The sequence below is a fragment of the Treponema primitia ZAS-1 genome (assembly GCF_000297095.1).
In the GTDB taxonomy this organism is placed as follows: domain Bacteria; phylum Spirochaetota; class Spirochaetia; order Treponematales; family Breznakiellaceae; genus Termitinema; species Termitinema primitia_A.
In genome coordinates, this window is record NZ_AEEA01000105.1 from 1 (window position 1) to 22,269 (window position 22,269).

A 22,269-nucleotide genomic window follows, 5' to 3' on the forward strand; every position below is an offset into this window, starting at 1 on the left:
CTCCCCACACCCGATTATGCCGATAAGTCCGAAAAAAGGGATATTATTCCAAGATTCCCAGCAGTTCCACCTTGAATATCAAAGTTGAATGGGGGGGAATAAAATTCTGTACCCCCTGTTCGCCGTAGGCCAAGTCCGAAGGGATGAATAGGCGGTAGGTACTACCCACTTCCATCAGTTGGATACCCTCGGTCCAGCCGGGAATAACCTGATCCAGGGGGAATTCCGTGGGCTCGCCCCGGTCGTAGGAGCTGTCAAAGACCGTTCCGTCCATGAGGGTACCCTCATAGTTTACCGAAACCGTGTTGAAAGACTGAGGTTTGGGACCGGTTCCGGAACTGATAATCTCGTACTGGAGACCGCTGGAGGTGGTCGTAATCCCCGGTTTTTTGCCGTTTTCAGTTAAAAAATCAAGCCCTTTTTGCTTGTTTTCTTCCGCCACCTTGGTCATGGCATCCCTCATGGCGGTCTGGATCAGGGGAATCGCCTCTTCCAGGGTAATCCTGGTTTCCTTACCCTCCAGAGTATCCCGAAAGCCCTTGATCAGGGCGTCATAATCAAAGCTTAGCCCGGCCTGTTTGAAGTCCGATCCAAGGGCAACCCCAAAGGCATAACTGGTATCGGCATCCGCCGAATTTGCATTTGCATCGGAATTCCTATCGGATACTCCTTTGGCATTACAGGCAAATAATACATTGGTAGCAACGAGCAGAGAAAATACAACTTTCTTTAACATTTTTCATTCCATGCTTGAATAAGATTCCAGGATATACTTTCCCGGGGATAACTTAGCATAATGGAAACCCCCTAGCACTGCAAGGCGTCATATAGTAATTTTGGAGCTATGGATAAAAGTATGGTCGGCGGCGGATTATCGGTTAAACAAAAACTGGGCTTTGGCATATTCGATTTGGGGGGTAATATGTTTTTTACCCTCATGGGCTTCTGGACCCTGAATTTCCTGACCGATACGGTAGGACTCGCCGCAGCCCTGGCGGGGACTGCGGTGATGATGGGCAAGGCCTGGGATGCGGTTACGGACCCCGTGATGGGCTTTATCAGCGACCGCACCCTTTCCCGCTGGGGACGCCGCCGGCCATACCTGCTCTTCGGCGCCATCCCCATGCTGCTTGCCATGTGGTTCTTCTTCACCAAGCCCGGGTTTTCAGGCAGCCTTGCCCTAACCATCTGGGCTACCCTGGCGCTGATGCTCCTCAACACCGCCGCCACGGTGATCAATATCCCCTACTCTTCCCTAACGCCGGAATTAAGCGACGATTACCACGAGCGGACCAGCCTGAACGGCTACCGTTTCGGCTGCGCCATCTTCGGCACCATCCTGGGCGCCGCCGCAGTCCAGCCCCTGGTGGATATTTTCCCCACCAAGGCGCGGGGCTTTTCCATGATGGGGCTCATCCTGGGAACCGTGATGCTGATCACCACCCTGCTCACCTTTTGCGGGACCAAAGAAAAGGTGCACACCAAGGCAGATCTCCCCACCGGCAGCCTGCTTTCAACCTACCGGGCAGTTTTTTCGAACAAGCCCTTCGTACTGCTCCTCCTCACCTATGCTTTCCATATTATGGCCCTGACCTTCGTTCAAAGTATCCTGGTCTATTATACCCGGTACGTGTACAATTCGGCGGACCTTACCACCATAGCTATGCTGCTCCTCCTCCTGGTAGCAATGGTGTTTATCCCCATATCCGTACTGGTCTCTAAGCGGATCGGGAAAAAGCGGACCTACCAAATCTGTTTTGGGATCATCTCCAGCGCCTGTATTATCATCTTTTTCCTGGGCCACATCCTGGGGCCTCATTTTTTCCTAGGCATGATGGTATACGCCGGCATAGGGGTTGGATTCAGTTACGTTGCCCCCTACGCCATGGTCCCGGACACTATAGACTTCGCCGCCACAAGAGACGGAGAACGGAACGAGGGGGCCTATTACGGGATGTGGACCTTTGTTTCCAAGCTCGGCACCGCCCTATCGGTGTTTCTTTCCGGGATCATCCTCTCCCTGGGGGGCTACATCGCCGAGGCGGTTCAGGGCTCCGGAGCAATCATGGCAATACGGTTCCTCATCGGCCCCATACCGGCGATCATATTTATCGGCGCATTAGTGGTGATACAGTTCTACCCGCTGGACGAGAAGGCTTTCCGGGAAATAAAAACCCCCGGCCAAAACCGGGGGTAAAGTTCAAAAAACATTGGCAGGTTCAGCCTAAGCTGTTACGCCCACTTGATCAAACCGCTGCGGTAGGGATGCACCAGAGCTTCGTGCTTGGGCAGAATCCGTACCGTGTGGCCCTGCTGGCCCGTATCGGAACATTCGACCCGCACCTGATACACGTGGCTATTGCCTTCATTACCGATGGGCCTCATCTCTGAGCGCCGAGCATTCGTAATATCGTTGCTCTGGTTCGATACGGTACCGTGGTACAGCTCTACCAGAACTTCATCGGGCTGAAGGGCGCCCAGCTCAATGTGAGCGGTCACCGTAAGGGAATCCCCACGCTGCATCACCGGTTTCGAGTTGGACTCAATTTTGGAGATCTTCAGAGTTTCCCAAGCCTGGTGGAGCTTGTTGATATAAGCGGCCAGGGACTTACCTTCCGCATAATCATCTTTGCTCAAACGGCGGTAATTCTTCAGGGCTGGGAAATAGAACTTATTGGAATAATCCATAAGCATGCGGTGACTGGACATGGAATGACCAATCTCCTTCATACAGGTCTTCATCATCTTGATCCATTCCCGGGGCAGACCATCACGTCCACGCTGATAGAACATGGGGATAATTTCCCGTTCCAGGAGGTCGTAGAGGGCCTTGCTCTCCACTTCGTCCTGTAATTTCGTATCCTCGTATTCCTCACCGCGGCCAATGGCCCAACCCACTTCGGGGTTGTAGGCTTCATCCCACCATCCGTCCAGGATAGAACAATTCAGGACTCCGTTCATGGCGGCCTTCATACCGCTGGTACCCGATGCTTCCAGGGGTCGGCGGGGTGTATTGAGCCACACGTCGGCACCGGCGGTAAGATAATGGGACATGGTCATGTCGTAGTTTTCCAGGAAGATGATCCGGCTTTCCACATCGTGGTGTTCCGCAAAGTGAACGAGCTCCTTGATCAGCTCCTTCCCGGGCATATCCATGGGGTGGGCTTTTCCGGCAAAGATCAGCTGGATGGGCCTGTCGTTGTCCTTGAGGAGCCTGAGCAGCCGGTCCGGGTCACGGAGGAGCAGGTTACCCCGCTTATAGGTGGCAAACCGACGGGCAAAAGCCAAGGTAAGGACATAGGGAGAAAGGGCGTCCTCGGCCTTCTGGATACGGCGTTCCACCGCTCCGTTCCGCTTGAGGTTCTGCCGGATCCGGTCCCGGGCAAAGGCCACCAACCGTTCACGGCGCCTCTCATGGGTGCGCCACAGCTCTTCATCGGAGATACGGTCCATGCGGTCCCATATAGAAAGCTCCGTAGGTTCATCGTTAAAATGAGGCCCAAAGTAGCGGTCCAGAAGGTCCACCATATTGTTTGAAACCCAGGTCCGGGGGTGTACCCCGTTGGTAACATGATCAATGGGTACTTCACCCAGGGGTAGGTTGGGCCAGAGACCCTTCCACATCTGCCGGCTAACTTCACCGTGGAGCTTGGACACCCCGTTGGCATAGGCGGCAAACTTAAGGGCCAGGACGGTCATGCAGAAGGATTCGTGATCATCGTAGACCCGCTCACGGCCAAGGCCGAGGAAATCCTTCCAGGAAATACCCAGAATCTGGGTCCAGGACCGGAAATATTTTTCAATAAGCCCCACGTCAAACCGTTCATTACCCGCAGGTACCGGGGTATGGGTGGTGAAGATATTGGTAGGCCACACTACTTCGTGGGCTTCATCAAAGCTAAAGTGTTTTTCCTGCATGATTTCCCGGGCCCGTTCCAGACCAAGGAAGGCAGCATGGCCTTCGTTCATGTGGGTTGCGGCGGGGTTGATCCCCAAGGCCCGGAGCGCACGGATGCCCCCGATTCCCAGGAGAATCTCCTGCTGAATCCGGGTTTCCTTGTCCCCTCCGTAGAGACTGGAGGTGATATTCCGGAAATCCTGTGCGTTTTCTTCGATATTGGTATCCAGAAGATAGAGGAAACTACGGCCCACCTTGACTTCCCAGATTTGGGCTAGGGCAACACGACCGGCCATATCTACAGAAATTTTGATAGGATCACCGTTTTTATCGTTCTTCCGTTCCACCGGCATATTGTACCAGTCGTTTTCCGGATACGTTTCCTGCTGGAACCCATCGGCATTGAGGTACTGCTTAAAATAACCCTGCCGGTACAAAAGACCGATACCCACCAGGGGCAGCCCCATATCGGAAGAGGTCTTCATATGATCCCCGGAAAGCATACCCAAGCCGCCTGAATAGATGGGGAGGGACACGTCCATACCGTATTCCATAGAGAAATAGGCTACCACATCCTTTTTGGAACCCCGGTACCAGGTTTCGCCTTTTTTATATTTTAAAAACCGGCCATAAACCTCGTTGAGGGCGGCGAGATAGGAATCATCCTTAGCTACCTCCGCCAGACGTTCCTGGCTGACCATACCTAAGGTCCGAATTGGACTTTGCTGGGATTTGAGCCAAACATCATAATCCAGGCGGATAAAGAGCTGGACCGCGTCAAAATTCCAGGAAAGCCAGAGATTGCGGGCAATCTCTTCCAATGGTTTAAGGGAATTGGGAAGTTTCGGTTTAACCGTATAGGTAGCTATATTCATAACTATAGCTTATGCTTCAATGAAAAGCTTGTCAACGCTTAGGGAAATTTATTGTGATTTTAATGAAATTTATTACTTTTTTTCGATATTCGGGTACTTGAATCGGGATAAAGGGAAAGCAGATAATACGAAATTTATGGAAAAGAATGAAATTTTGGTGAGCTACGGGGAAAAAATCGATGATATGGCCTATGCTTTGGCGGAGGCGGCAGCCCTGGCGGATCTGATTGGCCCTCGGGAGCGGCGAAAGCTCTATGCCGCCCGGGACCCGGTGCTCTGCGACGCATGGCCCGCAACCCAGATGGGTTACCGGGTGGAAGAGATTCCCTACATAGGCCTGGCGGAAAAACTGGGGGTGGGCTGCGCCGACCCGGCAAAGGCGGTGATCCGGGAAATATCGCCGCCCCTTCCGGAGCGGATATCATCACGTTTTTACGCGGGGAACTTCGTTGTAAGTAACGCGGGGAACTTAGGGGATAGTCATGGAAAAGGAAGTATTAACCGGGCTTATCAATGAACTGGTAAACGACGCCCAGAGCAATTCGGTGGTCAAAGATGTTGCCCTGCGGCCGGATCTGGCGGGGATGCCCTTTTTTGCTGAGCCCCTGGTAGGTTTTGCCGCGGCGGATGATCCCTATTTTGGGGAACTGAAAAAGCCCGGTGTAATTGGAGAGCATTTTCTCCTGCCGCAGGACTGGCTGGGGAGCGCCAAAACGGTAGTATCGGTGTTTTTCCCCCATACGGAACAGGTAAAAAAAGCGAACCGTCAAAACATGGGATGGCCCGCCGACGAATGGCTCCATGCCAGAATCGAAGGCCAGGCCTTTTTAGAAGAACTGGGCCGGCATGTCATAGCGTTCCTGAAGGACCGGGGCTTCGACTGTATATCTCCGATGCTCGATCCACGGTTCTCTACACAAAGCCCCCTCACTACCGATAAGACCGAACAGAATTACTACACCAGTAACTGGTCCGAGCGCCATGTGGCCCATGTATGCGGCCTGGGGACCTTCGGCCTTTCCCGGGGGCTTATCACCCCCAAGGGCATCTCCGGCCGTTTTATCAGCCTCATTACCGGCGCGTATTTCGAGCCCACCCCCCGGCCCTACTCCGGAACGAACGACTACTGTACCCGCTGCGGCGCCTGCGCCCGGCATTGCCCGGTCAAAGCCATCTCCCTGGAGGAAGGGAAGAATCACCCCCCCTGTTCAGCATTCCTGAACCGTACCAGGGAAAAACACCGGCCCCGCTATGGCTGCGGGAAGTGCCAGACCGCCGTGCCCTGCGAGAACGGGATACCAACCCAGGTACGGAGCTGAGGGGGCCAATCCTAATAACTACCGTTTCCTGCTACGTTTCTCTCCATAAATTGACGGAACGCCTGCTCATATAAAAACACTATTTTTTGCGAAATTTATCCTCCAGCTAAAGTATTTTTCATCACAGCTTCCTCTTATACACAGCGGGCCGTATAGCTGCGCCTAAAACCTGGGCTTAAGCCTATAAAGAAACTATCATGAAACTATCCTACCTAGCCCCCTTTCTGTGGGGCGAGCTGCGTCGTAAGGCACGGGAAAACGCTAAACAGGGCGTCCCCCTGGACATCCTCGTCGACTTTGGCTTTAAAAGCCTATTCACCGCCAACAACGAGGACTCCCGGGAAGCCCTGAGGCATCTACTCTCCGCCTGCATAGGCCGCCCCGTCACCGTTCTGTCTATACAGAACAATGAGCTACTTCCGGAGTTCCTTACCGGCAAGACCGTCCGCCTGGACATCCACATCCGCTTTAATAATGGCGAGCTAGCGGATCTTGAAATGCAGGTTCAACGGACTGATGATAACATTAAGGTCAGGTCAGTCTTTTTAGCTGCCCGCATGCTCTCCGGCCAGGCCAAGCGGGGGAAGAGTTACAAACAGATACGACGGGTGTATCAGATATTTTTTCTCGATTTTATCCTTTTTTCCGAGAGCGACAAGGTCCCCCGGCGCTACTTCATGCAGGAAGAGGAAGAGCATGACCAATTGAGCGATGTGGTATCGTCAATTTTTTATGAGCTGCCCAAACTGAAGAAGGTAGCCCGGGAATGCTTAAGCGGTAAAAGAGATGTATCCGTATTGTCTGCGGACCAAAAGTGGGGTATATTTTTTAAGTACAGGAACGTCAAAAAGATGGCAGCCCTGATAGGAGAACTTTGCCAAAAGGAAGAAGGAATCATGAAGGCGGATCGTGCATTAAAAAAGATAAGCCATGATGAGGAACACTGGGCACGGAGCTTGTTCCGGGAGAAGATGGCCATGGACTACAGGTCCGGCATAAGCAACGCCTACGATAAGGGCTTGGAAGATGGGGCCGAGAAAGCCCGGCTGGCGCTGGAAGAAAAGGACCGAATACTTGGGGAAAAGGACCGGGCGATAGCGGAACTTAACCGCAAGCTGCTGGAAGCCGGTAAGGATACGTATTAGTTGCGGTCCTGATCCACGCTGCTAAGCCTATACCAAGGTCCGGGCGATCCGCACAATATCTGCGAAGACCCCGCCCGCGGTAACCTGGGCGCCGGCGCCGGGGCCTTTTATCACCATGGGCAGCTTGGAGTAACGGTCGGTGGTGATAACCACGATGTTGTCCGAATCCACCAGAGACAGGAAGGGGCTTCCGGGCTTTTCGGCGCGCAGGGAGATTCGGGCGGAACCTTCCTCAATGACCGCCACATAGCGCAGGACCGCGCCATCCGCCGCCGCAGCTTTCCTGCGTTTCTCAAAATCTTCGTCTGCCTTTTCCAGCTCCGCAAAGAAGGCGTCCACCCCGTTGGCTTTAAAGCAGGACGGGGGGAGCAGGGGTTCTATGTCCACGGCGCTGAATTCCAGGGACATCCCGCATTCCCGGGCCAGGATCAGGGCCTTACGGGCGGCGTCCATGGCATTAAGATCGTCCCGGGGATCCGGCTCGGTGTAACCCTTGGCTTTGGCTTCCCTGACCAGGGCGGAAAAACTTTTACTGCCGTCATAATTATTAAAGATAAAACTCAGGGTGCCCGAAAGAACCGCCTCAATACGCCGGACCTTGTCCCCGGACAGGGCCAGATCCCGGAGGGTTGATATCACCGGGAGGCCTGCACAGACCGTGGTTTCGTAGAGATAGGGAATACCCCGATTCTTGGAATAGCCCCTAAGGGTTTTGTAGTACTCGAAGGATCCGGAATTGGCCCGTTTATTGGGGGTGACGATGGGTATGTTAGATTTCAGTATTTCTGCGTACAGGGCGGAGACCTGATCGCTGGCGGTACAGTCACAGAAGGCCGTGTTGGGCATGTTGAAGGATTTCATCCTGCGGATAAATTCTCCCAGATCAAGGGGGAATATTTCTGTACCCGCCGAGGCATTCGATTGATCCCCGCTGGTCAGAACGGCCTTGATCTTTTTGGGAGCCAGCCCCCTGGGATTAAAGATCATCCGCTTGGAATTGGCTATCCCCACCACCTTGATCCGTATCTTGTATTCATCCGCCAGGATCTCGTGGTGGCCGACAATCTGTTCCAGCAGGGTGCCGCCGATAAGACCTATACCCAGGAGGAAAAGGTTCACCGAGCGAACCTCCGCCAGAAAGAAGGCTTCGTGGACTGCGCTGAGGGCTTTGATTACATCCTTGCTGTGGATAACCGCAGAGATGTTAATTTCCGAGGAACCCTGGGCAATGGCAATTACGTTGACCCCGCTCCGGCCCAGGGCGTGGAAGACCTTGCCGGAGATCCCCGGGGTATGCTCCATGTTGGAACCCACCACGGCGATGATCGCCAGGTCATTCTCCACCACCGGATCCTCAATGGCGGCGTCGGCTATTTCCCGGACAAACTCTTCCCGAATCGCCTGGGCTGCGGCCTGTCCGTCCTGGGGCGCCACGGCGAAACAGATGGAGTATTCGCTGGAGGCCTGGCTAATAAGGATAACGCTGATCCTTTTGCGGGCCAGGGCGCCGAAAAGCCGGGAGGAAAAACCGGCGACCCCTACCATACCGGACCCCTGGACCCGTACCAGGGTGATGTTCCCCATGGAGCTGATCCCCCGGATAGGGTAATCCCCGGGATCCGCCTTGTCGCTGATCAGGGTACCGCCGCCTTCGGGGTTGAAGGTATTCCGTATCCAAATGGGGATACCCTTTTCCAGGGCCGGGCGTACCGTGGGTGGGTGGAGGACCTTGGCGCCGAAGTGGGAAAGCTCCATGGCTTCGTTATATGAAAGGGAACTGATCCTAAAGGCGCTTTTTACGAGCTTGGGATCCGCGGTAAGTATGCCGTCCACGTCGGTCCAGATTTCCACGGTCTTTGCCCCGATGGCGGCGCCGAAAATAGCGGCGCTCAGGTCCGAACCGCCCCGGCCCAGGGTAGTGGTGTATCCTTCGGCGGTGGAACCGATAAAGCCCGTGGCTATTTGAAGAACGGTATTTTTCCTCAAGTATGAACGAATCCGGCTATAGGTTTCTTCGGACCGGTACTGGGCGGCGCCGTAATTATCGTCGGTCAGGATAAGGGGGCGGGTATCCAGGTATTCCGAAGGAATGCCCCCGGCAGTACAGATCCGGGCGATGAGCGTCGCGGAAAGCCTTTCCCCAAAGCTCATCACATAGTCGAGGATCCGGGGCGAAAGTTCCCGGAGTATACCTATCCCGTCCAGGGTACGGTTCAATTCAACAAACACTGCTTTTATGGCGGCATCGGCGTCCTGTCGGTTTTCTCCTGCAAGGAAAGCCCGGCTTATTTTGCGGTGCCGGTCCTCCATCGCTTTTACCGCTGCAACATAGGCGCTTTCTCCGGCAGCGGCCTGTCTAGCCACCCCAATAAGAGAATCGGTCATCCCCGATAGGGCGGACACCACGACCACCCGGACCTTGCGGGCATGTTCCGGGTCTCCAAGAATGGTTATCAGTTTCCCAATCGCCTCAGGAGACCCTACGGAGGTGCCTCCAAATTTCAGTACCAACATCATAGCCCCCAGTCTGAAATTAATACGCTTTTTCCAGGTATTTATCAACCGGTTTGCCTAAAAATCATTATAATGCACATAACATAATACACATAGCTGGACTTTTTTTTGTTCTATAAGTATCATGTATAAAAATCAGGGTAACTCGGGAGTACCTCGGCATGGTATTTGTTTTTGGCATTGTTATAATTGCATCCTTTGTGATCTCAGTCATCATTGTTGCTCAAGTTCTCGTTCTGTCCCATAAAAAATCCTGGTACGATCCTATCGATGAACGTAAAATCCATACCGGCGCCATCCCCCGTCTGGGGGGCATAGGTTTTGCCTCAGCTTTTATCTGCATGTGTATCGGTATAGGTTTTATCATCCCCCTGCTTCCGGTAGAGCTCATTCCCGGCATTGTGTTTCATCTTCCCTTCCTGTTCCCCCTTATTGCGATGATCCTGGTCTTTATTTCCGGGGTTTTTGATGATTTTAGGCCCATGGCGCCTCGGTTCAAGCTTCTTATCCAGATTATAGCGGCTTTTCTGGTTGTCATGTCCGGCTATACCTTCCAAAGTATCACTTTTATCAATCAAGGAATCCTGGGAAACCTGAACTGGCTGCGCTATCCCGTTACTTTTCTCTGGATTGTTGGGCTTACCAATGCGGTAAACCTGATTGACGGGGTGGACGGCCTTGCAGGTGGTATTTCGGCCCTGGCATCCCTCTTTTTCGCCCTTATTTTTTCGCGTATTGCCAATAACAGCGCCATGATTCTTATATGCCTCTGCCTTAGCGCTGCTCTGGTGGGGTTTCTTGTCTTCAATATGCCCTTCCCCAGGGCGAAAATATTTATGGGTGACGGGGGCAGCCAGTTTTTAGGATTTATCCTGGCCTTGCTGCCTTTGCTAAATGCCGGGGGAGCGCCCTCCGGATTTCCCCTCCTCTACGCTGCCGCCCTGCTCGGTATCCCGATTTTTGATACCTTTGCCGCAATCTGGCGGCGGATACGGGACAGGCGGCGGATCGACACCCCCGACCGGCTGCATATTCATCATAAGCTCATGAACCTGGGTTTCAATGCACGGGGGGTGGACGCCATTCTATACGGGTTGCAGATACTCCTGGGGATCCTGGTATTCGAGTCTATTCGGTATAAGGGCGCCCTTTCCCTGATTCTCCTGGGAGCGGCCTATGTGGCTACCTCGGCCTTCTTTATTACCATTCATTTCGTGAACCGGCATGTGATACGGAAGCGAAAAGACCCCGCCGCTTAATATGGACCGGCATTACTTCGATTGGGCTGCCACGGCCCTTCCTTCGGAAGCTGGTTTCGTCACTACCCCCTTCGGCAACCCCTCTTCACAGCACCTTGAAGGCCGTACAGCCCGTTTAGCCCTGGAAAACGCCCGGTCCCGGTGCGCGAAGATTCTGGGTGTTCAGCCTAAGGAACTGTATTTTACTTCCGGGGGTACCGAATCCAACGCCATACCTCTCCATTCCCTGCTCCTTCGGAAAAACGCAGCCCTCTTGATTTCTGCGGTGGAACATCCCTCGGTGGGGGAAAACGCCCTGATCCTGGAACGGCTGGGAATAAGCCTGGGTTGTATCGGGGTAGAAAAGGACGGCAGGGTCAGCGAAAAAACCCTGGAAACGGCCCTGGCTAGGCTGCCGGGAACACGCTTTGCGGCAATCATGGGGGTAAACAACGAAACCGGTGCGGTGATGGACATACCGGCCTTGGTGAAGGTAATTAGGAACCGCAAAGGGCCGCCTGTCCATATCCACAGCGACCTGGTCCAGGCCCTGGGAAAGGTTCCCCTGGATATCTCCCGCTGGGACCTGGATTCCGCTTCCTTCAGCGCCCATAAAATTGGTGGGCCCCGTGGCATAGGCCTGCTCTGGCTCCGTCGGACCGCGCAGTCCCTGGAAGTTCTCGGTGTTGGGGGCGGCCAGGAGGGGGGCATCAGGCCGGGTACGGAAAATACCGCCGCCGCCTGCGCCATTGCGGACTGCATGGAGCGTCTTGCGGAGCCCCGGACGGTTCAGGCGGGCTATGCCGCGGCAAGCGAACGGTGGGCGGCGTTGATCCGCGCCCTGCGAGGCCTGGACCGCTGTACCCTGATCCCCGAAGATCGCCGGGACGAGGATGATCGCTTTTCTCCCTGGATACTCCAGGCGGGTTTTCGGGGCATCCCCGGGGAGGTTATGGCCCGGGCTCTGGATGACGCGGGCTTTGCGGTTTCCACGGGCTCCGCCTGTTCTTCCCGGGAGCAAAGACGGCCGGTCCTGGAAGCCATGGGGATAAAGGGGGATCAAAGCCTTGAGGGAATACGCATTTCTCAGGGCTGGTCATCTTCTATGGACGATATCGAAAAACTCATAGCCGCTATCGGGAAAATCCTGGAGGTCCTCTAATGGAAGGTTCAAAGGATAAGACCGTGTATCTCTTAAAGCTGGGGGAACTCACCCTTAAGGGGGGAAACCGGGCTGATTTTGAACAGATCCTCAAGCGGAACCTTCGGGATCTGCTCCGGGGAAGCAGAGCGCCACTTGCAACGAAGTTTCCCGCGCAGATAGAAACTACCCATGGCCGTTACTATGTACGGTGTCCCAGTGAGGGGGAATCCCAGGTTGAGGATGCCTTGAATCATCTCATGGGTATAAGCGGCTGGGCAAAAACCAGGATCGCCGAAAAAACGATAGAAGCGGTATGCGCCGCCTGTGTAAGCGAAGCGAAAACCCTTTTTGAAGGGGGACTACGCAGCTTTAAAATCAATGCCCGCCGTACCGATAAGAGCTTCCCCCTGGACTCCTACAACATAGCCTGCAAAGCCGGGGACGCCGTAACCGAAGCTTTACCGGAACTACAGGTTGATGTCCGCCATCCCCAGGGTACTATTGCGGTGGAAATCCGGGAAAGAGCCTATATTTATGGTTTTGGCCGTAAGGGCGGCGGAGGTCTCCCGGTGGGAACCGCCGGACGGGGTATGCTCCTCCTTTCAGGCGGCATCGATTCCCCGGTTGCGGGCTATATGATGGCCTCCCGGGGCATGAAGATCGACGCAGTCTACTTCCACGCCTATCCCTACACCTCCGAGGAAGCCCGGCAAAAGGCGATACGTCTGGCGGAAATTGTGGGCCGCTTTTCCCTGGGCATACGGCTCTATACCGTGGGCTATACGGAGCTCCAGATGCGAATAAAGGAGGGGGCCCCGGCCGCCTGGGCCACGATACTCCTCCGCATGGCCATGATGGAAGGCGCAGAAAGAATCGCTAAACTCCGGCGCAGCAAATGTCTCATCACCGGGGAAAGCCTTTCCCAAGTGGCCAGCCAAACCGTGGAAAACATCACCTGCACCCAAAGCCGCCTGGGGATACCGGTGCTCCGTCCCCTTATCGGTATGCACAAGGATGCTATCATCCGGAAGGCCGAAGAAATCGGCACCTACGAAACCTCGATACTGCCCTATCAGGATTGCTGCGTGCTCTTCAGCCCGCCCCACCCTATCCTGCGGGGAGATCCGGCGGAGGCGAACCGGCTCTACGATTCACTACAGTTAGAGGAGCTGATCGAGAAAGCGGTCAAAGAAAGTGTGGTGGAACGGTGCGGGTTTCCGGGTACGGCGCCAAGCCCTATTCTATCGGCGGGAAATAGCCCGTAGCATCCCTGCCGGAGCGTTCCATGAGGTAGACTTCGGCTTCCACCGGAAGATAGGCCCGGCCAAAGTCGGTGGGGAGGCCGGTACGGTAGCTGAGGATATAGGATCCCACAGCTTTGGTGTTGAGGTCCTTTAGAACCGGGGTGATGCCTTCGCTCCGGTAGAGGGACAGTACCTGCCCACCGGTCTGTTCACAAAGGTAGCGTATTTCTTCGGCGGCGGGATTCCCGCCCAGCATTACGCCGTAAAAGATGATGCCGTTATTGGCCAGGTATGCCGCCAGTTCGGAGAGGCCGTACTGCTCAAAGGCCAGTTCACCCAGATTCCCGGAACTGATAAAAACCACCGCCCGCTTTTTAGCGCCGTTTAAAAGATCCGTGGCGGCCAGCCGGAGCCCCATATCAAAACGCCAGCGGAGGGAGTAGGAGGATGAACTTCCCCGGGCTGCGGTAGTAAGGGCGCTCAGGGATGGGGCGGTACCTTCGATCCGTTCACGCAGGGGCTGTTCCCCCGCGGAGATGAGGGAGACAATCCGGGAACCCGCAGCCTGGATATCCCGGATAGCAACGTTCAGATCCGGCTGCATGGAAAGAGCGGTTGGGGAACGATCCAATAGAATACTTATATCCGAAGTTTCGGAACGGAAGGCGGCGGTGAGGAAATTTTGCTCCCCCGCAGCCCGGCCTTCCTCGGTAAGCAGGAAATTCCGGGCGTCCAGCCCAACAATGGGCCGCCGCCGCCGGTCTTGAACCTGGACTTCCACGGTGATCCGGGGAAAGTTATCCGAAATTACCCGTTCTATCTGGACAAAGAGCCCCGCGGCCATATCGTCCAAGGGGGTCATCACCGAGACCTCATCACCTTCAAAATTCGCCGCCAGAATATTGCCATTTCCGTCCGCCCGGGCCCCGGCGATACGTACCCGTGGATTCCCCAGAAGGCCCAGCTCGCGGATCAGCGCGGAATTCGGATCGATAATCAGGAGACGGTTGGCATCGGCCGCCAGGATCCGGCCATCGTCCAAGAGGGTAAGGCTTTCCGGGCCATGGAGTCCCTCGGATATGAGTATCCCCAGGTAGTCCCCGTCCGAATCGAATATGTAGATCCGCCGGGCCAGACTGTCCGCGGCATAAATCCTGCCCTCCCGGGCGACTATGCCCGTGGGGGAAAGCAGACCGGCGAAGCCCTCGGAACGGCCCCCGAAGGAAAGCACGAAGGCTCCGTCGGGGTCGAATTTGGAGATCCGCTTGTTGCCGTAATCCACCACATAGAGGTAGCCCGCATCATCAATGGTAAGGTTCTGGGGACCGATAAACATCCCCTCCCCCCGGCCTTTGGAACCGATATAGCCCTGCCATTCTCCCTGGCTGCTGAGTATGCTTACCCGGCCGCCGCGGAATTCCGACAGGTAGAGTCTGCCATCCGAACCCCGGACCATGTCGTAGGGCCGGTCGAACCCGTTCAGGGGCCCCCGTTGGCGCTGACGGACTATGCCGTTCACGTCTATGCGTACAATCTCGTTGCTGCCGTAGGCCACCACCCAGACCGAACCGTCATCCAGGGGCAGTACCGTGGTTGGCTGCCGGTATATCCGGACATCCCCGGATATACCGGGATAGGTTCCGGCCTCCACATAGCGTATCTCATCATCAAGGGAGGAAAAGAGGCTGCGGCGGTTCCGCACCGTTTCGATGCGGCTGGATAAGACCAGGGTTTCCCGGCTGGAAGGACCGTAGGAATCCACCGCAGAACGCCACTGGCGCAGGGCGGTATCCTCCATGCCCGAACGGTAGTAGGCCCGGCCCAGCCAATCCAGGATCAACGCTTCCCCGGGTCTGAAGGAAAGGGATCGCTCAAAGGAAAGGATGGCCTCGTTAAAGGCGCTCCGGTTATAGGCCTGAACCCCCAGACGGAATTCCTCCCGGGCAGCCAGGGCATCCCGGTCGAACCCGCCTATGCCGCTCTCCTGGGCAAAGGCAATACCACCTAAGCCCAAAACCAGGGCGATAAGCAAGGAATACGCCGGTCTCACGAGCCATCCCCAACAACCAGGCGCAGATGAGCCCGGATCACCGAATTATGGGACGACAGATCATAGGCCCGGCGGAGCCAAACCCGGGATTCCTGGGTATTTCCGCCCTTATAATAGGCCCAGCCCAGGGAATCCAGGTAAGCCGCATTTTGAGGCGCCCTATCCACCGCTTTCCGGCATAAGCGCAGACCCCGGGATATATCCATATTGGTATCCGCTAAAATATAGCCCAGACCGTTCATGGCGGTGGCGTTATTTTCATCCAGTTCAATGGCCTTTTCGTAGTACTCCACCGCTTGTTTATACTGCTTCTGTGTCCAGGCGGCATAGCCCAGGGTGGTGTAGATCTGCACCGACTCAAACCCGCTCTTACTAAGCCGGTTCAGCTCAAATTCCGCCAGCTTGGCCCGCTTGGTTATTACATACACATAAGCCAGGGTCAACCGGCACTGGTAGACCCGCAGGGGTTCTTCACTATTGGTTACCACCTGCTCCAGATAGAGCAGGGCATCGTCAAACCGTTCCAGTTTCATATAACAAAGCCCTAAATAGTAGGACAGTTCCGTATTTTCTTCGACACTGCATTGCCCCGTATCGATTCTGAGCAGTTCCTGCAGGGCCGCCTCCCAGCGTTTTAAACCGAAAAGCCGTATCCCCTCTTTTAATCTTTCCTCAGAAACCCGGTTTTCCACCATATTAAGAAACCTCTATAACCCGGGCGGCTACCGCAGGACGGATATCATACGTCAAAGGATGAAACCCGAAGATCCGTTCGTAATCCTCAAGACGACGCCGGTATTCACCGATTGCGTTATCGTTGATAATCGTATAGGTACAGCCCCCAAAGCCCTGACCGGTCATACGGGAACCCAGAACCCCTTCAATCTCCTGGGCCCGCTTTACCAGCCAATCTATCTCGGGGCAGGAAACTTCGTACAGATCCCGCAGACTTTCATGGGAATGGAGAAGTACCTTGGAAAGAAGCGGAAAATCCTGGCGTTTCAAAGCATCTTCCGCGTCATAGACCCGCTGTATCTCCTGAACGATGTGCATGGACCGCCGCCGTATCTCCTCGGGCAGATCCCCCATGGATTCCACCAAATCCGGAGCGGCATAATCCCGTAAGTTAGACCCGGGCTTTTTCTGGGCAAGGAGTTCCAGCCCCCGTTTGATATCCTGCCGGCGCTGTTTCAGCTCATCTTCCACCCCAAGCCGGGGTACCCGGGAATCCATGACAACGATTTTATACTTTGAAAGGGGGGATTTGATTCGCCGAACCTCCATGGAAAGTTCATCCACCAGGAGAAAGTTATCCTTTCTGGCGTTAAAAGCGATAAGATAATCCACTGGGCTGGCATTTTTTCCAAAAAACAAGGCTTCTGCGCTAAGTAAGCGGTTAAGTAGTTCCTTATCGCTGATATTGGCCTGAAAAAAGCCCTTTAAGGCCACCGCAGACGCTACTTCAATAGCCGAAGAGGAGGCTAAACCCACCTGCTGAGGAATATTTCCCATCAAAGTAAAGTTGAGTCCCTTTACGGGGTAGCCCAATTCGGCAAAAACCTGGATAGCCACCTTGATATAATTGGCCCACCGGTCTTCCCGCTTGTATTTGAGGTTTACCAGGGTGGTCCGTTTCCGTTCCCCCAGATCCGCCGCGAAAAAACGAAGGGAATTATCCTTCCGCATGCTCACTGCAACTCTGATATACCGGTCAATAGCGGCGGACAGGAATAATCCGGCCTTTGGCTCCCCATGCTCGCCCAGAAAATGAATGCGGCCGGGCGCTTCGGCAACCACAACAGGTTCAGCTCCTCCACCGAGGCTGCCAGACCGAACTTCCCCTCCGGATCGGTCGGCATCAATCTCGTATTCTGTACGGTGGATCTGACCGATGTCCATCATATGCAAAAACCCCTCTCTAGCCTTATACTACAGGAAATTTCAGGATTGTTCAATAAAAATTACGAATAAAAATTGTGTATAATATGAAAAATTAGGCCTTAACCCGGAATTTCAGCCGCTGTATGGGAGAAGGTCCGAACCGGAGTACCGCTTCCCGGTGGGCTTTTGTGGGGTAGCCCTTGTGCTTTTCATACCCATATTGGGGGTAAAGCTTGGCGTAGCGGTCCATTTCCCGGTCTCGGGCGGTTTTGGCGAGGATGGAGGCAGCCATGACCTCGGGGATTTGGCCGTCGGCCTTGACCAGGGCTTTGCAGGGGATAGGGATATCCGGGACATAGAGACCGTCAACAATGGCTTCCAGGGAGGCGGCGTCCAAGCCGGGATAAGCGGCAAGCATGGCCTCAAAGGCCCGCTTCATGGCCAAGAGGCTGGCTTGGAGTATGTTGATTTCGTCGATTTCCTCGTGGCTGGCCCAGCCTATGCCCCAGGCCAGGGCGCCTTCCATAATAAGCGGCCGGCTGGTTTCCCGTTGTTTTTCGCTGAGTTTTTTAGAATCCCCCAGGATACTCCGGTTAAAATCCCCGGGAAGAACCACCGCGGCAGCGCAGACCGGGCCGGCAAGGGGTCCCCTGCCCGCTTCATCCAGGCCGCAGATCAAGGGTTGGCCTGTCCGGCTTTGCCCTTCAGCGCCGCCAGAATTGGCCGCAGTTCGGGGTCGTGGGCATAATAATGCTGTTCCAACTCCTCATGGCTCAGGCCGACTAACTCGTGGCTCATATAGTGGATCCACAGATCTTCATCATTAATAGAAAGCTCGTGCTTGCGGCACCAGTAATCGGGCTGGATGGGGTGTTGGTCCGGCTTGTCATAAAAATACTTGTAATCGTGAACCGCAACCTTGATATCATCCCGGGGTATACCCTTTTCCAGGATGATCCCGGTCAGGTGATTGATGGTTCTGCCGGAATCAAAAATATCATCCACCAGCAGCACCCGGTCCCCTATGCGCAGATGTTCCGGCGCGTAGGTCCAGCCCTCAACCTTCACCTGATCCGCCTCCCCAATGCCGGTATAGGACCGGGCAACCACGGCGGCATAGTAAACCGGCCGGTCATTTCTGCGGACTATCTTGAAGTATTCGCTTATCACATTCCCCAGGTAGGCGCCCCCCCGGAGGGATACATAGATCACATCGGGGATGAACCCGTCATGGTAGATCCGGTGGGCCAGTTTCAGCGCATTGTTCCGTACCACATCGTAGGAAAGAAATTCCTTTTTCATGCCGTAATTCTACCATAATTGCCCGGAGGTATCTACAGTTTCTCAAACTCCCAGCTAATTCCCCTATCCGATACGTGAACACGGCAGTAGGTACTATTCTCCCTAAAATCTTCAATGGTGATATATTCGACCCCACCGGCTTTCCGGATAATCCGCTGATGCACATGGCCCATAAACATAGCGTCCGCGCGGTCCCTTAGGATAGACAGGATCCTGGCCCGCTCCCGGGTGTCGGCGATCTGCTGAATGTCCACCGGGGTTTCCACAAACAAATTGGTGTGGGTAAAAACAAACACATGGCTTTTCGCAGACCGAAGCTCGTCCCGGAGCCAGTCCAGTTGGGCGGAACCAAAGGAGGCGTTAGCGGAATCCAGCACAAACAGACTGGTAGTATCGTGATCGATCCGGTACCTGGTTGAACCGATAAAATCCCTCCATATCGGCCAATTGTTAAAATATATATCGTGGTTCCCGACCACCGGGTAACAGGGGATGCCCAGGGTACGGGCTATTTCAATAAATTTCTCAATATCCCGCCGTCTCCCGTTCTGGGTAATATCCCCGGTGATAACCACAAATTTATCATCCGGCTTGATAGCGTCCTTCAGTCCTTCAAGCCCATGGGCATTGCCGTCTTCTATATGGGTATCGCTCAATACGATAAACGAATACTCACCGCCCAGGGAATGATTTCTGTCACTATCGGTAAGAAACGTAAAAACATTGCTGCTCTCAAGCCGGACATCCAATTCACCGGAGGCGATAAGGCCAACGAGGTCCACATTACAGGCCAGGGGCAGGAACAGGAGGGGAACGAGTGCAGCCAGAAGCAATATCCTGCTCCGAAGAGATTTTATTACCATGTGAATACGAGCCCCGCTTTATAGGCAATACCGTAAAACCGGGAGGACAGGCCGGCGCTTCCGGTTTGGTGCAGCTCCAGAGCGTTTGTCAGGGAAAGCGATTTGGTAATACCCACCCGGCTATTCAGGCTAAGGTAATAGACACCGAAATTTCCGGCCGCATAATCATTGAAATTGGCGCACCGTAAGCCAATTCTGAATTTTTCACTGTTGTAAAAATTGACATACCCCTCAAAGGCCAGGATCGACTCAAAAATAACCGGATCGTCAAAAAAAGAAGAAAAGCGGAGATTAGGTCCCAGGGTAAAGCCCGCATACTTACCTTTAAATCCGATCAGGGGAAGCACCGTATGACTGTTGGCCTCATACTCCGGCAGGGTATTGAACATATAGGAAAGGTACATATACAGCGGTACCCTGCGGATCAATCTTGCCTCAAGCCCCGCTGAGGCGTCCAGCTCATAGGCGGCGCTTGCGGTCCACAGGGAAAGCCCGCCCTGAACGGTATAGAGTTCATTAAATTCAAGAGAACCGGAGGCGGAAAGGGTTAAACACGAAGAATAGCTCCGGTTATATTCCGGCATAAGTTCAATGCCGGCCTCTTTATGGGAGATAGAAAAATCAAAACCGTACACGGGGGATGCGAAAAATAGTAAAACTACCAGCCCTGATATTCCTATAAAGCTGCGGCGCAACTTGCAGCGAAGCTCTCCGCGCATGACAATATTCATATACGAAATTTATTCCCGCTTAACCGGTCTGAAAAACCCGAAGAGGCTGCCACAGAAACCCCCGGCTATATGGGCAAATTCAGAAACATTGTTTGCGCTAAAGGAATTGAAAATTTCCCGGCCCAGATACAGGGCAAGGACCAGGATAAAGGTCAGGGGAATTTCCCCTTCCGTAAAGTTGGTGAACGATGCCAGGAGTATCATCATAAAAACTACACCGGAGGCGCCCAGGAGGGCGGTACGGAAGAGGAGTATGTTCAGCGCCCCCGTAACCAGGGCGGTGACGGCGATCATCAGGAGCAGGGAAAGGGAACCGTAGGAGGTTTCCAGCATGGGACCGATGAGCAGTATAAATGCGAAATTGGAAAGCAGGTGGTTCCAGGAAGCATGACCGATAACATGGGTAAAGAGGTTAATCCAGTTCCGGATCCGCGAAGGGTCAAAGCCTCCCTTGCCGGGCACGGTAAACCAGGCCTGGGTCAGGGAATGGAAAAAAAGCTGGGACAGGAGCAGCACAACGGCGCTGAGAAACGCGTAGGTTAATACCGTGGGGGAATTGTATTTTATCTTCATGTAACCTCAATTTGAACAGGACAGTGATCCGAGCCCTGTACATCGGGCCGTATAATTGAGCTTGCAATCCTGGGCATAAAGGCCCGGTCCACGCAGTGATAGTCGATACGCCACCCCACATTCCGCTCACGGGCGCTCATACGGTAGGACCACCAGCTGTAATGGCCGGTCTCACCGGGGTGTTTGTCCCGGAAGGTATCCGCATAGCCTGCGGAAGTGAAGGTATCCATCCAGGCCCGCTCCTCCGGAAGATACCCGGCGTTCCCCTCATTCTCCTTGGGCCGGGCCAGATCGATGGGGGTATGGGCGATATTGTAATCCCCGCAGAGCACCAGATGGCGCCCGGCTGCGACCAGCTTATTACAACATTCCAGTATGGCGGCGCAGAAGCCCAGCTTATAGTCCAGCCGCGCGCCGGCGTCCTGGGAATTGGGGAAATAGGCGCTGATCAGAACAAAGTCCTTAAAATCCGCCTGCAGCACCCTCCCCTCGTCGTCGAATTCCGGAACTCCCAGGGGCTTCACATCCAGGGGCTCGGTTTTACTATAAATAGCCGTCCCGGAATAGCCCTTTTTCCGGGCGCTGGCCCAGTAGGAAAAGTAGGGCTTCCCACCCTTATCCGCCGGGCCCTTCAGCTCCGGGGAAAGCTGGTCAGGATGGGCCTTGGTTTCCTGGAGGCAGAGCAGATCCGGCGATTCCTGCCGGACCCAGTCGATAAAGCCCCGCTTTTCCACCGCCCGTATTCCGTTAACGTTCCACGACAGAATTTTCATTACCACTATAATAGCTGAAATATACCCATAATGTGAAGACCGCCGGTGAGAGGAGGGCCCGGCCAGTGTCCTGCCGCCCGCTCATCAGTTTGCCGAATATGAGCGTACCCTTCCCGGACAATATGCCTCCAACTATTTTCCGGCCGGGGTTTGATGCCCTTTGGCCAAATATGCTATGCTGGGTTAGTGAGAACATCAGATACCCTGCCGGAGAAGTGGTACGACCATCAGCTTTCTTCACAGGAACTTAAACAATTCATAGCTGAAGAACGGAATGGAAAGGAAAACAAAAGTGTGTGGATCGGCATAGTAGAGCCGGAAGCCGCCGAACGGATAAAAACAGTTTGCGGAGATGAGGTATCAAAAATTATGCTGGAAAGCGGAGCCGTTCGGCACTCCTATAATAAAGCGCACCACAATCTCGCGGACACCGACCTTGAATATGCCGTTACGGTTATAAATAGCCCTTCAACAATCATAGCGTTATCCAACCAAAAACATCGTGATAGCGAAGTACTCTCTTTTAAGGGAAATATCAACGGCGAAATATATTTTTTAGAAGCCGTGCGCCCCAAGCATCAAGGCTGGCTCTCTCTCGTAACGTGCTACAGGCCAAAAAAGGCGGGACAGGGCTCCAATGCTGCGAAAACCGCCCCCCGGAGCTAACGTCCAAAACGTGCCGTCCCCTACCTATGTCTAAATATAGTCTAAACTGGTTT

At 54.3% G+C, this 22,269-nt stretch carries 20 protein-coding genes; 8 read left to right on the forward strand and 12 right to left on the reverse strand.

Annotated features, from left to right (window positions below):
- Positions 1 to 43 precede the first annotated feature (43 nt).
- A complete protein-coding gene (locus TPRIMZ1_RS0114330; protein ID WP_010261519.1) occupies positions 44 to 736 on the reverse strand; it encodes an FKBP-type peptidyl-prolyl cis-trans isomerase in 693 nt (230 codons plus the stop codon).
- A 108-nt stretch (positions 737 to 844) separates the two neighbouring features.
- Between TPRIMZ1_RS0114330 and TPRIMZ1_RS0114335 the strand changes: the two genes are divergently transcribed.
- Positions 845 to 2,197: an MFS transporter gene (locus TPRIMZ1_RS0114335; protein ID WP_010261521.1), complete on the forward strand. Its 1,353-nt coding sequence runs from the start codon at positions 845 to 847 to the stop codon at positions 2,195 to 2,197.
- A 35-nt stretch (positions 2,198 to 2,232) separates the two neighbouring features.
- On the opposite strand, the gene glgP is transcribed toward TPRIMZ1_RS0114335, so the two are convergent.
- On the reverse strand, positions 2,233 to 4,773 hold the full coding sequence (gene glgP / locus TPRIMZ1_RS0114340; protein ID WP_010261523.1) for an alpha-glucan family phosphorylase: 2,541 nt from the start codon (positions 4,771 to 4,773) through the stop codon (positions 2,233 to 2,235).
- A gap of 136 nt (positions 4,774 to 4,909) precedes the next feature.
- Between glgP and TPRIMZ1_RS20740 the strand changes: the two genes are divergently transcribed.
- The 3 genes from TPRIMZ1_RS20740 (at position 4,910) to TPRIMZ1_RS0114355 (ending at position 7,237) form a co-directional block, all read left to right on the forward strand.
- On the forward strand, positions 4,910 to 5,290 hold the full coding sequence (locus TPRIMZ1_RS20740; protein WP_198429944.1) for a hypothetical protein: 381 nt from the start codon (positions 4,910 to 4,912) through the stop codon (positions 5,288 to 5,290).
- Positions 5,256 to 6,092: a 4Fe-4S binding protein gene (locus TPRIMZ1_RS0114350; RefSeq protein ID WP_010261528.1), complete on the forward strand. Its 837-nt coding sequence runs from the start codon at positions 5,256 to 5,258 to the stop codon at positions 6,090 to 6,092. The genes TPRIMZ1_RS20740 and TPRIMZ1_RS0114350 overlap by 35 nt, the downstream gene beginning before the upstream one ends.
- A 197-nt stretch (positions 6,093 to 6,289) precedes the next feature.
- Positions 6,290 to 7,237, forward strand: a complete 948-nt coding sequence (locus TPRIMZ1_RS0114355) for an Rpn family recombination-promoting nuclease/putative transposase (RefSeq protein WP_010261531.1) — start codon at positions 6,290 to 6,292, stop codon at positions 7,235 to 7,237.
- Positions 7,238 to 7,264: 27 nt separating this feature from the next.
- On the opposite strand, the gene thrA is transcribed toward TPRIMZ1_RS0114355, so the two are convergent.
- Positions 7,265 to 9,754, reverse strand: coding sequence for a bifunctional aspartate kinase/homoserine dehydrogenase I (gene thrA, locus TPRIMZ1_RS0114360; RefSeq protein ID WP_232616842.1), 2,490 nt, complete (start codon positions 9,752 to 9,754; stop codon positions 7,265 to 7,267).
- 158 nt (positions 9,755 to 9,912) lie between these two features.
- Between thrA and TPRIMZ1_RS0114365 the strand changes: the two genes are divergently transcribed.
- The 3 genes from TPRIMZ1_RS0114365 to thiI are packed head-to-tail and all read left to right on the forward strand — an operon-like array spanning position 9,913 to position 13,398.
- Positions 9,913 to 11,010, forward strand: coding sequence for an MraY family glycosyltransferase (locus tag TPRIMZ1_RS0114365; RefSeq protein WP_010261535.1), 1,098 nt, complete (start codon positions 9,913 to 9,915; stop codon positions 11,008 to 11,010).
- A gap of 1 nt (position 11,011) precedes the next feature.
- Positions 11,012 to 12,151 carry a cysteine desulfurase family protein gene (locus TPRIMZ1_RS0114370; protein WP_010261540.1) on the forward strand — a complete coding sequence of 380 codons (1,140 nt, stop codon included), beginning with the start codon at positions 11,012 to 11,014 and terminating at the stop codon, positions 12,149 to 12,151.
- On the forward strand, positions 12,151 to 13,398 hold the full coding sequence (gene thiI / locus TPRIMZ1_RS0114375) for a tRNA uracil 4-sulfurtransferase ThiI (RefSeq protein WP_010261543.1): 1,248 nt from the start codon (positions 12,151 to 12,153) through the stop codon (positions 13,396 to 13,398). Before TPRIMZ1_RS0114370 ends, thiI begins: the two co-directional genes overlap by 1 nt.
- On the opposite strand, the gene TPRIMZ1_RS0114380 is transcribed toward thiI, so the two are convergent.
- The 9 genes from TPRIMZ1_RS0114380 to TPRIMZ1_RS0114420 form a co-directional block, all read right to left on the reverse strand.
- The gene (locus tag TPRIMZ1_RS0114380) at positions 13,370 to 15,427 is read right to left on the reverse strand and encodes an NHL repeat-containing protein (RefSeq protein ID WP_010261545.1); all 2,058 of its coding nucleotides are present in this window, start codon (positions 15,425 to 15,427) and stop codon (positions 13,370 to 13,372) included. The genes thiI and TPRIMZ1_RS0114380 overlap by 29 nt on opposite strands.
- The gene (locus TPRIMZ1_RS0114385; RefSeq protein WP_010261547.1) at positions 15,424 to 16,122 is read right to left on the reverse strand and encodes a tetratricopeptide repeat protein; all 699 of its coding nucleotides are present in this window, start codon (positions 16,120 to 16,122) and stop codon (positions 15,424 to 15,426) included. The genes TPRIMZ1_RS0114380 and TPRIMZ1_RS0114385 overlap by 4 nt, the downstream gene beginning before the upstream one ends.
- A 1-nt stretch (position 16,123) precedes the next feature.
- Positions 16,124 to 17,329: a galactokinase gene (locus TPRIMZ1_RS0114390; RefSeq protein WP_010261549.1), complete on the reverse strand. Its 1,206-nt coding sequence runs from the start codon at positions 17,327 to 17,329 to the stop codon at positions 16,124 to 16,126.
- Between the two features lie 91 nt (positions 17,330 to 17,420).
- Positions 17,421 to 17,987, reverse strand: coding sequence for a ribonuclease HII (locus tag TPRIMZ1_RS0114395; protein WP_010261551.1), 567 nt, complete (start codon positions 17,985 to 17,987; stop codon positions 17,421 to 17,423).
- A complete protein-coding gene (locus TPRIMZ1_RS0114400; RefSeq protein WP_010261552.1) occupies positions 17,984 to 18,610 on the reverse strand; it encodes a phosphoribosyltransferase in 627 nt (208 codons plus the stop codon). Before TPRIMZ1_RS0114400 ends, TPRIMZ1_RS0114395 begins: the two co-directional genes overlap by 4 nt.
- A gap of 32 nt (positions 18,611 to 18,642) precedes the next feature.
- A complete protein-coding gene (locus TPRIMZ1_RS0114405; RefSeq protein WP_081503677.1) occupies positions 18,643 to 19,473 on the reverse strand; it encodes a metallophosphoesterase family protein in 831 nt (276 codons plus the stop codon).
- Positions 19,467 to 20,204, reverse strand: a complete 738-nt coding sequence (locus TPRIMZ1_RS0114410) for a hypothetical protein (RefSeq protein ID WP_010261559.1) — start codon at positions 20,202 to 20,204, stop codon at positions 19,467 to 19,469. The genes TPRIMZ1_RS0114405 and TPRIMZ1_RS0114410 overlap by 7 nt, the downstream gene beginning before the upstream one ends.
- 9 nt (positions 20,205 to 20,213) lie before the next feature.
- On the reverse strand, positions 20,214 to 20,777 hold the full coding sequence (locus tag TPRIMZ1_RS0114415) for a rhomboid family intramembrane serine protease (RefSeq protein WP_010261563.1): 564 nt from the start codon (positions 20,775 to 20,777) through the stop codon (positions 20,214 to 20,216).
- Complete coding sequence (locus TPRIMZ1_RS0114420; protein WP_010261565.1) at positions 20,774 to 21,550, reverse strand: exodeoxyribonuclease III; 777 nt, start codon at positions 21,548 to 21,550, stop codon at positions 20,774 to 20,776. The genes TPRIMZ1_RS0114415 and TPRIMZ1_RS0114420 overlap by 4 nt, the downstream gene beginning before the upstream one ends.
- Before the next feature lie 186 nt (positions 21,551 to 21,736).
- Between TPRIMZ1_RS0114420 and TPRIMZ1_RS0114425 the strand changes: the two genes are divergently transcribed.
- A complete protein-coding gene (locus TPRIMZ1_RS0114425) occupies positions 21,737 to 22,216 on the forward strand; it encodes a hypothetical protein (protein WP_157784270.1) in 480 nt (159 codons plus the stop codon).
- Positions 22,217 to 22,269: the final 53 nt, after the last annotated feature.

What these genes read in the sequence shown, in the direction of transcription:
- TPRIMZ1_RS0114370 (WP_010261540.1), top strand. Translation starts at nt 11,012, where the DNA reads ATGGACCGGCATTACTTCGATTGGGCTGCCACGGCCCTTCCTTCGGAA.
- glgP (WP_010261523.1), bottom strand. Translation starts at nt 4,773, where the DNA reads ATGAATATAGCTACCTATACGGTTAAACCGAAACTTCCCAATTCCCTT.
- TPRIMZ1_RS0114350 (WP_010261528.1), top strand. Translation starts at nt 5,256, where the DNA reads ATGGAAAAGGAAGTATTAACCGGGCTTATCAATGAACTGGTAAACGAC.
- TPRIMZ1_RS0114365 (WP_010261535.1), top strand. Translation starts at nt 9,913, where the DNA reads ATGGTATTTGTTTTTGGCATTGTTATAATTGCATCCTTTGTGATCTCA.
- TPRIMZ1_RS0114400 (WP_010261552.1), bottom strand. Translation starts at nt 18,610, where the DNA reads ATGAAAAAGGAATTTCTTTCCTACGATGTGGTACGGAACAATGCGCTG.
- TPRIMZ1_RS0114410 (WP_010261559.1), bottom strand. Translation starts at nt 20,204, where the DNA reads ATGAATATTGTCATGCGCGGAGAGCTTCGCTGCAAGTTGCGCCGCAGC.
- TPRIMZ1_RS0114355 (WP_010261531.1), top strand. Translation starts at nt 6,290, where the DNA reads ATGAAACTATCCTACCTAGCCCCCTTTCTGTGGGGCGAGCTGCGTCGT.
- TPRIMZ1_RS0114335 (WP_010261521.1), top strand. Translation starts at nt 845, where the DNA reads ATGGATAAAAGTATGGTCGGCGGCGGATTATCGGTTAAACAAAAACTG.
- TPRIMZ1_RS0114405 (WP_081503677.1), bottom strand. Translation starts at nt 19,473, where the DNA reads ATGGTAATAAAATCTCTTCGGAGCAGGATATTGCTTCTGGCTGCACTC.
- thrA (WP_232616842.1), bottom strand. Translation starts at nt 9,754, where the DNA reads ATGATGTTGGTACTGAAATTTGGAGGCACCTCCGTAGGGTCTCCTGAG.
- TPRIMZ1_RS0114385 (WP_010261547.1), bottom strand. Translation starts at nt 16,122, where the DNA reads ATGGTGGAAAACCGGGTTTCTGAGGAAAGATTAAAAGAGGGGATACGG.
- thiI (WP_010261543.1), top strand. Translation starts at nt 12,151, where the DNA reads ATGGAAGGTTCAAAGGATAAGACCGTGTATCTCTTAAAGCTGGGGGAA.
- TPRIMZ1_RS0114415 (WP_010261563.1), bottom strand. Translation starts at nt 20,777, where the DNA reads ATGAAGATAAAATACAATTCCCCCACGGTATTAACCTACGCGTTTCTC.
- TPRIMZ1_RS0114390 (WP_010261549.1), bottom strand. Translation starts at nt 17,329, where the DNA reads ATGATGGACATCGGTCAGATCCACCGTACAGAATACGAGATTGATGCC.
- TPRIMZ1_RS20740 (WP_198429944.1), top strand. Translation starts at nt 4,910, where the DNA reads ATGGAAAAGAATGAAATTTTGGTGAGCTACGGGGAAAAAATCGATGAT.
- TPRIMZ1_RS0114330 (WP_010261519.1), bottom strand. Translation starts at nt 736, where the DNA reads ATGTTAAAGAAAGTTGTATTTTCTCTGCTCGTTGCTACCAATGTATTA.
- TPRIMZ1_RS0114420 (WP_010261565.1), bottom strand. Translation starts at nt 21,550, where the DNA reads ATGAAAATTCTGTCGTGGAACGTTAACGGAATACGGGCGGTGGAAAAG.